Source organism: Allorhodopirellula heiligendammensis, assembly GCF_007860105.1.
GTDB classification, from domain to species: Bacteria; Planctomycetota; Planctomycetia; order Pirellulales; family Pirellulaceae; genus Rhodopirellula; species Rhodopirellula heiligendammensis.
In genome coordinates, this window is the sequence record NZ_SJPU01000003.1 from 184,203 (window position 1) to 197,860 (window position 13,658).

General features: G+C 54.8%; 13 protein-coding genes and 1 pseudogene. 8 read left to right on the forward strand and 6 right to left on the reverse strand.

Annotated features, from left to right (window positions below; genetic code table 11):
* Positions 1–796 precede the first annotated feature (796 nt).
* Positions 797–3,712, reverse strand: a complete 2,916-nt coding sequence (locus Poly21_RS20665) for an SIR2 family protein (protein WP_146408970.1) — start codon at positions 3,710–3,712, stop codon at positions 797–799.
* Between the two features lie 382 nt (positions 3,713–4,094).
* On the opposite strand from Poly21_RS20665, the gene Poly21_RS20670 reads away from it, so the two are divergent.
* Complete coding sequence (locus Poly21_RS20670) at positions 4,095–5,234, forward strand: lipase family protein (protein ID WP_302119926.1); 1,140 nt, start codon at positions 4,095–4,097, stop codon at positions 5,232–5,234.
* Here the strand turns inward: Poly21_RS20670 and Poly21_RS27785 are convergent.
* A complete protein-coding gene (locus Poly21_RS27785; RefSeq protein WP_302119928.1) occupies positions 5,220–5,471 on the reverse strand; it encodes a hypothetical protein in 252 nt (83 codons plus the stop codon). The two genes, Poly21_RS20670 and Poly21_RS27785, sit on opposite strands and share 15 nt — an antisense overlap.
* A gap of 30 nt (positions 5,472–5,501) precedes the next feature.
* Positions 5,502–5,930 carry an MYG1 family protein gene (locus Poly21_RS27790; protein WP_302119930.1) on the reverse strand — a complete coding sequence of 143 codons (429 nt, stop codon included), beginning with the start codon at positions 5,928–5,930 and terminating at the stop codon, positions 5,502–5,504.
* 403 nt (positions 5,931–6,333) lie between these two features.
* On the opposite strand from Poly21_RS27790, the gene Poly21_RS20680 reads away from it, so the two are divergent.
* From Poly21_RS20680 to Poly21_RS20710, 6 genes and pseudogenes are all read left to right on the forward strand, one after another.
* On the forward strand, positions 6,334–7,113 hold the full coding sequence (locus Poly21_RS20680) for a 3-keto-disaccharide hydrolase (RefSeq protein WP_302119931.1): 780 nt from the start codon (positions 6,334–6,336) through the stop codon (positions 7,111–7,113).
* Between the two features lie 267 nt (positions 7,114–7,380).
* Positions 7,381–7,644, forward strand: coding sequence for a Gfo/Idh/MocA family oxidoreductase (locus tag Poly21_RS28345; protein WP_367302568.1), 264 nt, complete (start codon positions 7,381–7,383; stop codon positions 7,642–7,644).
* Positions 7,645–7,732: 88 nt separating this feature from the next.
* Positions 7,733–8,206, forward strand: coding sequence for a DUF1569 domain-containing protein (locus Poly21_RS20695; protein ID WP_146408974.1), 474 nt, complete (start codon positions 7,733–7,735; stop codon positions 8,204–8,206).
* Positions 8,203–8,670, forward strand: coding sequence for an OsmC family protein (locus Poly21_RS20700; protein WP_146408975.1), 468 nt, complete (start codon positions 8,203–8,205; stop codon positions 8,668–8,670). The genes Poly21_RS20695 and Poly21_RS20700 overlap by 4 nt, the downstream gene beginning before the upstream one ends.
* A pseudogene (locus Poly21_RS20705) lies at positions 8,671–9,498 on the forward strand (PhzF family phenazine biosynthesis protein).
* Positions 9,499–9,548: 50 nt separating this feature from the next.
* Positions 9,549–9,932, forward strand: a complete 384-nt coding sequence (locus Poly21_RS20710; RefSeq protein ID WP_302120335.1) for a GNAT family N-acetyltransferase — start codon at positions 9,549–9,551, stop codon at positions 9,930–9,932.
* Here the strand turns inward: Poly21_RS20710 and tnpC are convergent.
* The 3 genes from tnpC to tnpA all read right to left on the reverse strand — a co-directional run bounded on the left by tnpC (position 9,918) and on the right by tnpA (position 12,326).
* Positions 9,918–11,570, reverse strand: coding sequence for an IS66 family transposase (gene tnpC / locus Poly21_RS20715; protein WP_146408976.1), 1,653 nt, complete (start codon positions 11,568–11,570; stop codon positions 9,918–9,920). The genes Poly21_RS20710 and tnpC overlap by 15 nt on opposite strands.
* 88 nt (positions 11,571–11,658) lie before the next feature.
* The gene (tnpB, locus tag Poly21_RS20720) at positions 11,659–12,009 is read right to left on the reverse strand and encodes an IS66 family insertion sequence element accessory protein TnpB (protein WP_146408977.1); all 351 of its coding nucleotides are present in this window, start codon (positions 12,007–12,009) and stop codon (positions 11,659–11,661) included.
* The gene (tnpA, locus tag Poly21_RS20725) at positions 12,006–12,326 is read right to left on the reverse strand and encodes an IS66 family insertion sequence element accessory protein TnpA (RefSeq protein ID WP_146408978.1); all 321 of its coding nucleotides are present in this window, start codon (positions 12,324–12,326) and stop codon (positions 12,006–12,008) included. The genes tnpB and tnpA overlap by 4 nt, the downstream gene beginning before the upstream one ends.
* On the opposite strand from tnpA, the gene Poly21_RS20730 reads away from it, so the two are divergent.
* Positions 12,325–13,089: a DUF1853 family protein gene (locus Poly21_RS20730; protein WP_146408979.1), complete on the forward strand. Its 765-nt coding sequence runs from the start codon at positions 12,325–12,327 to the stop codon at positions 13,087–13,089. The two genes, tnpA and Poly21_RS20730, sit on opposite strands and share 2 nt — an antisense overlap.
* The last annotated feature ends 569 nt before the right edge of the window (positions 13,090–13,658 follow it).

The window sequence follows — 13,658 nt, forward strand, 5'->3', positions numbered from 1 at the left end:
TGCAGATCGCCCAAGCGCACTTCTTCTTGACCGAGCAACAACTGCTTGGCCTGCGTCAGTGATCCACGCTTCTTGCCGAACTTTCCAATCATACTTCGGCAGCGAACGAGCTGGCGAACACGATCATCAATATCAGACAGATCACCACACACCCAGATCAGACGTTCTTCCAGCAGTGATTCCTTGCTGCGGTCTCGCCACGTCGCTTCATCGGTTTGATCCCGCGGCAAGAATCGGAAGTCGACTTGGATGGAGGCGTCATCTTTGGGGTCGACGATTTTTTCGTCCCGCTTGGATGCAGAATCGGAATAGACGCCGCCGATCGGAAAGGCTCGTTCTTTGTGCTTCGGCTTCTCTTTTGTGTCCTCAATCAGATATTTCAGTGCTGCTTGGACTTGCTCGCTGATGTCTTCGCGTTTGACGGGGATCTCTCGCTTGGTGCGTTCCCATTCTTCGCCGGCCGTGGACTGAATTTTGTAGCCCAACTTTTCGCTGTAACCGAGCAGGTTGTGGGCCAGCAGCCATTCGAGGGCTTCTGTCACCTCGGCGACTTGATTGCCACGATCGAGTGTGTCGAACAGGCATTGCGCAACGAGTTCTGCAGTGGTCGGTTCGGTTTCTTGGATCAGCTCCAGCAGGGAAACGACCTTGGCGGCCCGGATCTTCAAATCGCCGGGCTCAGCAGCGCACTCGTTCATGACTCGCGACATGCTCGACTGCGTGTCGCTGTCGAGTGCGGTGTGCTGGATTTCATAGATCAAATCCAATGTGACCAGCGCGCCGACTTCTTTGTCCGCTAGCTTTTGAGCACGGAATAGTTCGCCCAGCAATTGCAACAATCCGCGAATCGCTTGATCGTCGCCCTGTGATCGAGTCGATCGAGCACGGAGCGCACTGGTGATCCGCAGTAACAGGTCGATGTGACCAGGAAGCATCGGATAGCCTTGCTGACTTTCTGCAGCCAACACGCTGTGAGATAAAGCAATTCAGACAGCACCTCATCTGTCGCCCGACACAGTCGCGTCGCGACGACTGCGGAAAATGCCGGCCGATCATTCTCTCTTGAATCGCAATTCAGGAATGTCGTCCATGCCCATGGCGGATACGCATGACGTCGCGCTGCCTTCGCAAGTGCGAGATAGGCACGCCGAGAGTGTTTCGAGCATAGCCCGGCAAATGGATTGTTTTCTCTGAAGTTGTCTGTATCGGAGCGTCCGGACAACTCGCGTGCTTTGGAAAGGATCGAGCTTATCGGTTCACGGACGAGAGCGCTGTGCTCAGTGTTGGTCGCCACCGATCCGCTTCGCGTCTCCCGTGACTCTGCTGCACGCTCCGCGCACTGCGGTTTCCAGTTCGGTGCATCGGGTTTGCGGCTAGCGATCTCGCTCTCAGCATCGAAAGAGAACTCACACCCATGTGTTTTTAGCCATTGCAATCGATCCAGCACAGACCACGCTACGTGTTCTCGGTACGAATCTTCGTCTTCACCTTCGTAACGTGAAGGCCCGGATAGTATTCTCGTTTCGATATCAATACGGATTTTTGCCGCTATCGCGGTCCAGCGTTTCGCTAACGTGATCAGCAGATCTCGCTGATGGTGGGAACCCCAGAAGACATTGTCGGTCAACCCAAGTACCACCTGAGCGAATGCGTCAGGCGTTGCGATCTCTGGTTTCCCACTTGCCCAGAAGCGAAGTCTCGCGAACGCGGTACATTCATCCGACGGCCACGCTGCGAACTCTTCCCTAGCTCGCTGCGGATCTGCGGCAACCAGTCGCTCGTACAGCGAAGCAAACGCTATGACGCACCCGGAAAGGTCGCGGGTCCGCCCATAGTCGGATATCTTTGGGCTCAGGTCCCGTTCGATTGGGCTGATGCGATGGCGTTGATGATCATTCACTTCTTCACAGAGTCGCGTCGCCGCTTCGAGGCAGTAACGAAGGCCCCGGACGGTTTGAGCCAACCACTCGACCGGGATGTCTGAGTCAATTGGTGGTACCGGACACTCAGCTTCAATACTAACGAAATCGATTATTCCGTTCCCATCCTCCGCCGCCGGTGGTACAGGACGCGACATCAGTGCCGGGCCCACCTTCAAATACGGCTCGCTGAGCTTCACAAAGCGTCGCGATGAGTTTATCGACCATCCATTCCGCTTGATGGCTTGCTCCAACTCAAACCAGTCCTGGTCAGCGTCACGCGGAGGATCGTTCCACGCTTCGAGAAGGTAGTTCCACACTCGTTGAATCTCGACATCAATCACCTCGTCTTCATGGATCCGCGAGAGTCTCCATTCAATGGCCCCTCGATAACTCGGATGCAGGGACTCTTGCCGGACCGCCCACCACACAGCCGCTGGCTGGTTGGCGACGTTCGCGATCCATCTCGCAAAGCACAGAAGGCGTGCTGGCAATTCCGCAACGTTTACCGCAAAATTTCCTCGAACTGCAGGGAGGTTGTTCGGTGACAAATCCTGCTGATCCAGTTCGCTTATTGTGAACGCGTCCCACGCATCAGTAGGAACTTCCCGCTTTCGGTTGAAGGAATCGCCACCGCTGCGCTGTGGTATCTCGTCAGAGTCCAATCCGTATCGTATGAATGGATCGATTCTTGCGCTGTCCGGAGTCACGTAAATCAGATGTCCCGGCGGCTCATAGCGACAACTAGGATCCAGTACACACAGCCATTCTGCTGGAGGTACTGATTCAGCAAAAGCTTCGGCGCCGTCGTAGGTTGAAACAATGTGCGCGATCTGCCCCCTCTGGTGTGGTTTCAACTCCTTCGGTCCTGCCATTGCAAGATCGAGAATCGATTCACGCCACTTCTGCGGGTCGTCGGCACGAATCGCCCACAGTCCGAGCGTTTCCCACAGGGCGTGATGCTCTTCGGCGTCAGAATACGCGATGGGTATGACGCCTTTGTGCTGCCAGCGAGCGGTCAGCTCGGCCGACTCGTCTGACTGAAAGGCGTAGATCCCGTTCAGTGAATCGGGGTTTCGTCTCAGGCCTTCAAGCAAATAATGCACGGGCGGGTCGTCGGCAGAATACCCAACAAAGACGACGACATACTTTCGAACGATTTCGCGGAAGAATTCGGTGGCCCAGCCATCAGACAGATAGGCGTGACCAAAATCTGAGCTGGAAAGGACAAACCCATTCCCCTCTTCTTGTTTGCAGTCGGTGTCGACGCGACCGTGGAGATACACGATGCCGTCCAAATCGTCGTATCGGGACGGTTGCGGCAAACGCGGCGGTTGAAACAACTGGATTTCTACATCGTCAGCCTCGAATAACCGATCGAAATTCGTAGTCACAAGTTGTGTCTTGCCACTTGGAGTGCGCGCCAGGCGAAGCAGGATTTCGTGTGCTGAACGATTGACGTCCGCCGCTGGTGTGAGACTCTTGGCAACCGCGGCCTGGATGTCCGACCTATCGAAATCACGCTCCAGTAACGAGAACACGCGGTCGGCTGAAATGAGTCCTGTGACGTCGAGTTCTTTGCCAATCTGCTTCGCCTTCTGCAGGACTTTAGCCGCATCGCTGTCCGCCAATGCTCCCAGCTCTCGAATGACGGATTCAGCTAAACCGAAGAAGTCTGCAAGACCGGCGCGTGCCCGCGATACACCCGCGCCGCAAAAAAACACAACGCGGCCCTCATCTCGTGCTCGGAGAAGTGTGTCCGGCAGTGCTGGGCCACCATCTATGAAACGCACGAGTACTTACTCCTCCGCATAAGTGTTGCTCTTCCTACCCTGAGATCAAATGCAATTCGTTCTGAAACAGTACCAATTTACGGTTCCTAGCTTACACGGGCGAGTACAGAGAAGCTGTGGCTCCGGTGTGCTGAGTCTGAAGTGCCCCGTGTTCAACGACCACAACTGGAGATCGGTCAGCTGATAGCGTCCGAGCTTGTGCCCAAGCGTTTTGAGAAATAACGCAACACTTGACACGTAGGGAATCGCGAAGCGAATGAGACACCCGATTGGACCTGACGTTCTGATATAATCGATGCGAAACGGTCAGGAACGCCAATCGGACTGCCGATGCCCTTCGTTTCGCTTGAATAAATTATCACACAAACCACTGAGGCGGCACGTGAAATCCTTACTCTTTGCATGCACTTTTTTCATTCTTTTGGTCGGTGCCAATCGCGTCCAGGCACAGAGCTACTCTGCCAGCGGAAATCGAATTGAAGAGTCGAGCTTTGGCGGTGCGGTTGTTGCTGCGAGCGGCGATGTTCCCTTGGATTCCGAGTTTGTTTCCCGACTTCGCTCGACGTCGATTGCAGGCGACAATCCACCGTTCGCCATCGTTGCGGACCTTGCCATGTTGTCGGGTGAGGTATACCGCAACGATCACGAAACTGTGTCCTACTTCGTTCGTGGTCTGGGGTTTGAACGGTTTGCAACCATCACCAACGATCAGGAGAACCTGATGGTTCACGTGATGGATGCGCCAGGGGTGACACTCGTCGTATTCAGGGGGACGGACGATAGGCTCGACTGGTTGACCAATTTGGATCTGAGAGCCAAGACGTGTTCGCAAGGCGTTTTTCACAGGGGCTTTATCGACGCCTTTGATGCTATCCGGGCAGACACACAAACCTTCATCAGCAAACAGTCGGGGCAACGGTTGTGGATTACAGGTCACAGTCTTGGTGGTGCCATGGCGGTGCTCTGTGCCTTCGATCAAAAGCTGAGCCGAGAGGTTTCGGCCGACGTGATCACGTTCGGTCAACCGCGAGTAACTGATGCAAAGGGGTGTCGTAACATCGACACTGCGTTGAAAGATCACTACGTTCGCGTCGCCCGACCAACCGATGTTGTCTCGCGCATTCCGCCTGCAATACCGTTCATGACCGACTACGGGCACGCGGGACTTCATATTCGTTTGGGAAATAAGGGCCTTGCCATCGGTCCGTCGGCAAGAGCTACAATGCGTCAGGCATCCTTTCAGTCGGATGAATTTGGAAAAGCGTGCATCGTGGAGAGTGTGATCGAAATTCATGGCTCAGTATTCGACGAGCCGCCGATCACGTTGGAGGAGCTGCAAGCATTACCTGGGCAACCCATCGAATACGATCCAAATATACGCGAGGGGCAAGTAGTTCGTTTCGGTCCTGGTACGGTTGCTCAGGTTGCATTCAAGTATGCGATCAAGAAGGCGATTGCCTGGATTGTTGAACAACACAGCATGGACGATTATCTGCGTTTGGTGCGTTCATATCGTGGGTGAGGCGTTGGGATCGTAGACCATCGCGTGAATCTCGTTTCCCTTTCCCTCGCTCTCGATGAAGGCGTGAAACCCAAGCGAAGGATCCTCTGAAATGGCGTCACTTTGTTCCAGGAACAAGGCCTGGATCGGCTCGCCTTCGGTTCCAATCGTCCAGTACTGACCGTGCTCTTTCAGATAGTCCAGCCGTTCACGCAAAGTCCGCAAGTAGTTGACAACGTCCTCCCCCACCATGCACATGACTTGGTAGACAGGACTTTCTAAACTGAGTTACGTGCGGCTCGCAAATCGATTCAACAACGTCATGTCGAGCGGCGAATTGAGCGATCCCAGCGTCGCACATGGAATCTCCATCAGTTTGGCTGTTTCGTTGGGGCCTAACGTGTCCAGCCATTCCGCTGGACGAAGCCAAGCACAAAAGGACAGGGCGTCCTCGTAAAGCCCCATGTCCTGGAGCACAAGCGACAAGGCCCAAAGTGGCGGGGCATCACGAGGGAACTGATGATGGTCAAAGTTCTTCCGTTCCGGATCATGCACCCCACCGATATCAACTACACAGACCGAAGGATTGGCCAAGTCCTCATCTGTTGGATCGCGTCGCTGAATCGGAGCACCATGCATATGCGCCAACAGGCTACAGGCAAGGAAATCGTCTTTGTGGGCTCCGCCCGGGTGGGTCACTATCAGCTGAATGATCATGAAGTCAGGCGAATCAGATTTGGGAACAATGTCGAAGCCAACAGAACCATACTCACAAAACGGATGCGTGTAACCTGAGAGCCGAGAACCGCGTTTGAACGCGACCAGTCCTATTGGCCGCAGGAGTCGTGCGTGTCCGAATCGGTTGGCTGAATGAAGTAAATTCCAGGTTTCCCTCACGCATCTGGCGAGGCATCCATCCGTACCAAGCAATGCCATGATCGATAACACTTGGCTATGAAACGCCGGACGACGCGGCTTAAGCTGATTCACTGGATTAACGTGAATGCCGATTGTGTGCGTCTGGAGTCGCTGAGGAAAAGAATGAAAAACTGCCGTCGGTGAAATGAGCTATAGTTATCGATTGTTTCTAGCCCGTTATTTCTCGCTTAAGAGCCTGCTGATGCGTCTTCTCTGCTTAACTTCATGGTGTGTTTTCTGGATCGGGTATCTTGGGCCGGCGGTTTCCAGGAGTGACGATGCGCTTGGTGTGGGTGCCCGGCCGATCACGGGGGCAGAGGTGATCCTTGATGGGTCGCGAGAGATGTTGGACGAGAAATGGACTTACTGGGAAGGCCCTCGGTTCAGTTCTTCGCTGCCGATCAAATGGAAGGTGGTCGAGGATCCGGTGGACGATGAATCGGCTATCATGACGGATGATCCAGCCGCCGCAGGGGGCAAGTACGGAACCGCCGACATCGTGACCAAACAGAAATTTCGTGACTTTCGATTGCACGTCGAGTTTCTAATTCCTAACGCGGGTGGCAATAGCGGTGTTTACCTGCAGAACCGCTACGAGATTCAGATTCTTGATGGTGACAAGACCAAGCATGGGCTCGGTGCTGTGATTAATGAAACGCCCTCGCCCTATCATGCCTACAACGGGATCGGCAAATGGAATGCGTACGACATCCAATTTCGGGCGGCTCGATTTAAACAGGGCACGCTTTCCGAGAAGCCAATGGTGACGATGTACTTCAATGGTGAAAAGGTTCATCTCAATCAGCAGATCAACAAAGTTTGGGGCGGCGCCAATTCCGGAATCGACGGTGGCAACGACAACGGATTTGGAATCACGGACACTCCCGGTGGCATCAAATTGCAGTGCGAAGGTCACGAAGTGCTCTACCGAAACATCTGGATCAAGCCGATCGAACTAAGCGACCCTAGCACGGATTTTTAGAACGCTGACGAAGCCATTGCGAATCGTTGGAATCAACTTCGACGACTTCCACATGGGCGATCTGCTGCGCATGGCGCACGATCATCCTGAGGTGGAATTGGTTGGCATTTGTGACGAGCAACCTTAGCGGATGCAAGATGCGATCACGGCGTTTTCTTTTTCGGCTGATCAAGTTTTCAAAGATCCTGAAACGCTCTGCGAATCGACGGTACCGGACTTGGCCATTCTTTGTCCGGCTGGTCCGAGCATGGCGAGTGGGTTGAGAGGGTGGCACGGCTAGGGTGCGACATTCTAGTTGATAAACCATTCGCGGCTTCGCTCGCCGAAGCCGATCGCATGATCGCTGCTTGTGATCAGGCGGACGTTCGGTTGGCCATCAATTGGCCACTTGCCTGGGTGGCTTACTTCACCGTCGATTCGCACACGTTTCGACTTACTGAAATCCAGCTTGGCGACGATGTCTTTAGGAACGAGAACCAAGATTTTCGTCAATCTTGGCGTCAAAGTCGTACGGGTAGTCACTCATGCTGAGATCGCTAATGAAATTCCAAGATGAGATTTCACGATAGTGTAAACGCTGTGGCACTTTTCTTTCAGCCCTCTTGCCGGATGCCCGTTCATGGCAGATTCCAACAAACGAACGCTCGACTTCCACACAGGCGATGACGTCATCGCAGAGATCCAGCGACTGCGAACGGGCGGCTACACGAAATCGAAGAACTGGAATCTCACTCAAGCCTGCGAGCACCTGACGGCGACTATGACCGGAGGAATGGACGGCTTCGGATTTCGGCTACCTTGGATCTTGCGAGCCACGATCATTAAATGGGTGTTCCATCGGATTCTGCGAACGCGCAAGATGTCGACTGGCCCGACGCTGAAGCGACTCAAACCCAAAACGGATGACGGCCCCGACGACGACACGATCATCGACAACTGCATCGCCGTCATCGAGCGGGCTAAGACGTTCGAGGGACCGATTGAAAACTACCCATTCCTCGACAACCTCGACGTCGAAGATTGGCGACAATTCATGTGGATGCATGCCGGACATCACCTCGGATTCTTGATCCCCCGCGTGTCCGCGAAATGATCAATGCGACCGTTCGCTGGACGAGCCAAGGCGAGGATTTTGCCAAGAACCGATACAGCCGGGCACACACGTGGACATTCGATGGCGGAGTGGAAGTCGCTGCATCTTCGTCGCCAGACATCGTTCCAGTCCCAATGTCGGACGCGAGTGCGATTGATCCCGAAGAAGCTTTCGTGGCCTCGCTGTCGAGTTGCCACATGCTGTGGTTCCTGTCGATCGCAGCAAAATCGGGATTCGAGGTGCAGGAATATCGCGACGAAGCAATCGGCGAGATCCGAAAGAACGACGCCGGCAAACTGTTCATCGCCCTGGTGACGCTGCGACCACAGGTGACCTGGGCGACGGACCGCGAACCCACGGACGATGAACTTTGTCAGATGCATCATCAGGCTCACGAGGAATGCTTCATCGCCAATTCCGTCAAAACCGAAATCCGCATCGACCCCCAAAAAGTTGGTAACTGAATGAGCATCAAACAAGGCATTGCCATCTGGCAAGTCGATGCCTTCACCGACGGACCGTTCACCGGCAACCCGGCGGCCGTTTGCATTCTGAATGATTACCCCAGCGACAAGTGGATGCAGAATGTCGCTTCCGAAATGAATCTTTCGGAAACAGCATTCGTGGTTCCCTTGCACTAGGCTGGCAGTTTTCGCCTGCGTTGGTTCACACCGGCCGCCGAAGTCGATTTATGTGGGCACGCAACACTTGCGTCCGCTCACACGCTGATCGAACAAGAACGAGTGCTTTCAGGGCAAGCGATCCGCTTTCAAACACGCAGCGGCGAGTTGGTGTGCCAACAGCGAGATGGTCGCATCACAATGGACTTTCCCTCCACTCCGCCGGTTGACCGTTCTAACGAGATGTTGAAGAAGCAGATTGCCGAAGCACTGAGCGTTTCCGTAAACGAAGTTTGGGACACGAAGTTCGACACCATGGTCGTCCTGAAAGACGCAGATTCCGTCCGGGAACTGACGCCCGACATGACCTCGCTCGCCAAGATCGAAACTCGTGGCGTCATGCTCACCTCCGAGAGCGATTCAGCGAAATACGATTTCATCTCACGGTTCTTCGCACCACAGCACGGTATCAACGAAGATCCAGTCACCGGATCAGCCCATTGCTGCCTCGCACCGTACTGGAGCGAGCGACTCGGAAAGTCAACACTAATTGGCTACCAAGCCTCACGCCGTGGAGGAACAGTTCACTGCGAAGTAACCGACGAGCGGGTTCAGCTATCGGGTACCGCGGTCACGGTATTAGATGGTCGATTGTTGCTGGAACCGGCATGACGCTTGCGATTCGATCCTTCGTTCCCAGCGATGCAGATGCATGCTTGTAACTGTTTCGCGATTGCGTTCACCGAGTCAACGTCCGCGACTACGCTCCGGAACAGATCGAGGCCTGGGCACCGCCTGAAATGGATTCCACGATGTGGGCCAAGCGTTTTGAAGGGCGATTTGCCTGTGTCGCATGCGATGGAAAAATGATTGTCGGCTTCACTGACATCACGCGCGATGGGCATCTCGACCGCTTGTTTGTATCAGCGGATCACCAACGACAAGGAATCGCTCGTGGTTTGATTGAGCGATTGACGCAACACGCTGAACAGCAAGGCTTCGAGTTCGTGACGACCGAAGCAAGTGTTACGGCGAAAACGTTCTTCGAGGCGATGCTGTTTGTGGTGATCAAACGTAAGCGTTCGGCAGAACTATTTGCGGGCTAGTTTCCGGCGGCGTGCTCGGCGTTCTTTGGTCTTGGCGGCTCGGGCCAGGGATTCAGCCTCGCGATAGCTGCGGACTTTCTCTGGATGAGCCATCGCCCAGGTGTCCGGAAGCAATTCGTCAAGGTCCGAATCGCCGCCGACAAGACGCCTCAGCACGTCATTGATATACGCCCACATGTCCAAGTTGTGTCGGTGGGCACTGGCGGTCAACGTGTACAGCCGCGCCGCCACTTCACCGCCCGCCTCGCTGCCCAAGAACAACCAATTCTTGCGACCGATCGTCAGTCGACGAAGATCACGCTCGGTGTCGTTGTTGTGGATCGGCAAGCCGCCATCCTCGGTAAACACGCTCAGTGGCTGCCACTGGTTCAGGGCGTAGCGAATCGCTTTGCCGATCGAGCTTTTGGGCAGGACGCGGTAATCGCCCGCCTGTTCATCCAGCCATAACTTGAATCGATCCAACAACGGCACCGATCGCTCGCGACGAATCGCCAAACGGTCCTCGTCAGTCAATTCCGCGCAGGCGTCTTCGATATCGAAAAGCTCTCGATAAAACGATAACGCATATGCCGACCTTTTCGGATCATTTGATTTGGCCGCCTCAAACTTCCGACGCACGTGCGCATGACAACAACTCGCCACGATGCGATCCTTCGCGCCCAGGTACACGCCATCGCTGACGCCATAAGCATCCACACACACGTAGCCTTCAAAGTCCGATAAGAACTTTGCCGGACCGTCGCGATCGGGCGTACCATGTTTTCGAGAAGTTTGAAAATCAAAAACGTTATACGGTGCATCCGGTCGCCCACGCGCAAGCCACATTCGCGCCGTACGCATCTTCCCGGGAAGCGAAGCGTCTTGCAGACGCACCGGCGTATCGTCCATGCCGATGATAGGACTGGCGATCAAGCGATCTCTCATCCGCGTGCACAGCGGCTCGATCAGATCGGCCGCCGCGGCCAGCAGGTCGACCTGCGTGCTGCGAGGGATCGTGACACCGGCACGTGCGAAGACATCTTCCATCCGGTACAGCGGCAAGTGATCGCAGAATTTTCCCAGGATGGTTTGAACCGTCACACCAAAGCCGTAGCGTGAACCAGAAAGCAGCGAAGCGGCGCCCGCGTCACTGCTCGGCGGCGGAGCGACCGTGACGGTTTCTTTGCACTTGCCACAAGCTCGCTTGGGATAGTGCAGTTCATGCACGATCATCTTGCCAGGGACGAACTCCAACCGCTCGCGAATGTCGGTATCGATGACGGGCATTTCTTCGCCACAGCACGGGCAGGCTCGCTCAGCCTCGGGAACGTCGATCGTTTGAACTTCACGAGGAAGATGCTCGGGGAAACGATCTGATTTGCTTCGCTTGCGGCGGCGGTAGGTGATCTCTTCCTCGAGATCATCGCCAGCTTCCCCGTTATCCGGCGCAGCGTATTGTGCTTGGTCAAAGAGAGTCAACTGCGAATCATCGCCGGTGTGTCGCTCGCTTCGCTGGCCGTAAATGTATCGCTTGAGTTGTTCGACGTCTTGGCGAAGCGATTGACATTCAGACGATAGGGACGAGATGACTTCGTCTTTTTGACGAAGCAGCGTGTGGCACGCTTCGATGCTGTCCGGTAGTGCGGCGTCGCTTGACATGCCTCCGTTTTTACGAAATCACAAAAAAACGCAAGCCACCGAAGCCACTTGCGTTTTGATTTTTCGAAAGAATTTGCAATCGCGTTCTTCAGGCTGCGGCGAAACGCTTGCGTCGTTTGGCAGACGCGATGTCGATGCCCGACAGTAGCATCGACAATTTCACATGATCAATTTCCAGCGAAGTGCCTTCTCGCTGCAACGGACTGAGCTCAAACGTTCCACTCTCCAGACGCTTGTACCAAATTGCCAGTCCATCACGATCCCAAGCGAGTACCTTGACGCAATCACGACGCCGATTGAAAAACAGGAACAGGTGACCTGAGAGCAATTCGACATCGAAGTGCTCGGCAACGATCCCGGAGAGTCCATTGAAACTCTTTCGCATGTCTGTCGGCTCGGTGAAGACGAAGATTCGCGCGGTTGAGGCGACGGAAATCACGACGGGCGAGCCTGGGAAGTCACCGCGATCGTTGCGGCAATGACTTTTCGGATCACTGCTTCGTCGAGTTGGACGTTGAGCTTGAGGGTCGCTCCGCCGGGCAGCACCAGATCAAGTTCATCGGTGTGCTGCAAATTGAGATTGACCGGGACGAAAGCGGGCGTCGCCCCAGTCGCCGCTGCGGCAAGCTTCTTCTTCCACTGATAGAAATTTGGGACCGAAACGTTCTCTGCCTGGCAAAACGCTTTGACGGTTAGTGAGCTAGCTTGATAGCGACTGAATCGCTCAGCCCAAACCTGACGACGAGACGGCAACATGTTGACCTCCTGGGTTCAAGAAAAACCGCCAACCTACCGACGCCCATTTTCATCCTCCCGCCGAACGCTTACGCGTGAGGAACGTGTCGGACGATATTTTGAGCGTCTGGTTGTCTACTGGATCCGCTTCATTCGCCGGTGTGAGATCGTCGCTCATTCGCTCCAACTGCGCGACGGAAAGCGCACCGTCGGTGAAATTGATTTGCTGTTTCGTGATGAGCAGGGACGCCTGAATCACTGGGAACTTGCGTGCAAATTCTACCTCCAGCTTGATGTGAGAGATGCGGCTGCCGCTGACTACATCGGCCCCAATGCAAACGACACACTCTGCAAAAAAGCCACGCGACTACTAGAGCATCAATTGCCTCTGGGGGACCGGTACTTCCCTGAAATTGAGGTGCGAGAAGCGTTCGTGAAGGGCCGGATCTTTTATCATTGGCAGACCGGCTCGAAGGTGTCACTTCCGGTCGAGCTGGCCACAGATCATCTCGCGGCACGATGGTTACGGACGCGAGAGGTTCCTGAGTTCCTTCGCACCCGTCACCAACGTTACCGAATCCTCCGCAAACCCTTTTGGCTCGCAGACGACGTCGCCGATCCATTTGACGAAGATATTCTGACCACTGATGACGCTGCAAAAGTCATCCAGAACCACTTTCGCCATCGCCAAACCCCGATTTTGATCAGTGGATTTCGCGACATCACGTCACCGGTGAGTGAGTCCGAGCGATGGTTCATTGTGCCCAACCAATGGCCGCACTGAGCAGCGTGTGAGTATCGCCGACGAGGAGAAGTTAGCCGTGTCTTCACACGGCTCCCCTCTGCAACAACGGCATGAACCGGGTCATCAATGGAATCAAGAAAGGGTGCATCCGGGGTGATCGTGGGTTGCGTAGAGGCGAGCCTGGGCCGCGGGATTTTCACGGCATGTCGGTGGCGTCCGAAATCTTTGTCAGGCTGATGCAACTGTGGTAGGATCGTTTCGCCGGGAGAAGCGGAAGCGAGTTCTGCTGGGAAGCAACTTGCCGAGGAATATCTCGGTCGGGGTGAACCGAAAGGTGCCTTCACATGGCGGCGGCTGTGTCCGCCGTCAGCGTTACTTCTGAGACGGCATCGCTCATCTCGGACGCCACCGCGATGCCTCCAAAATCCAACATGCTGGATTTTTCCACGATAAACCCGGATGGACCTTTTATTCCCGTGCATGCAGCGTGATCCGCAAAGGCGACTCCCAGCTGATCCAGTGTTTGACGGACGGTTCGCGGATATGGTCACATCCGGTTCTATCCGAAAGATCGCCATGAGATTTTTCGTTCCGCAAAGGCAGAGACG

What these genes read in the sequence shown, in the direction of transcription:
- Poly21_RS27785 (WP_302119928.1), bottom strand. Translation starts at nt 5,471, where the DNA reads ATGTGCATGGTGGGGGAGGACGTTGTCAACTACTTGCGGACTTTGCGT.
- Poly21_RS27790 (WP_302119930.1), bottom strand. Translation starts at nt 5,930, where the DNA reads ATGATCATTCAGCTGATAGTGACCCACCCGGGCGGAGCCCACAAAGAC.
- Poly21_RS20680 (WP_302119931.1), top strand. Translation starts at nt 6,334, where the DNA reads ATGCGTCTTCTCTGCTTAACTTCATGGTGTGTTTTCTGGATCGGGTAT.
- Poly21_RS20695 (WP_146408974.1), top strand. Translation starts at nt 7,733, where the DNA reads ATGGCAGATTCCAACAAACGAACGCTCGACTTCCACACAGGCGATGAC.
- Poly21_RS20700 (WP_146408975.1), top strand. Translation starts at nt 8,203, where the DNA reads ATGATCAATGCGACCGTTCGCTGGACGAGCCAAGGCGAGGATTTTGCC.
- tnpC (WP_146408976.1), bottom strand. Translation starts at nt 11,570, where the DNA reads ATGTCAAGCGACGCCGCACTACCGGACAGCATCGAAGCGTGCCACACG.
- Poly21_RS20730 (WP_146408979.1), top strand. Translation starts at nt 12,325, where the DNA reads ATGTTGACCTCCTGGGTTCAAGAAAAACCGCCAACCTACCGACGCCCA.
- tnpA (WP_146408978.1), bottom strand. Translation starts at nt 12,326, where the DNA reads ATGTTGCCGTCTCGTCGTCAGGTTTGGGCTGAGCGATTCAGTCGCTAT.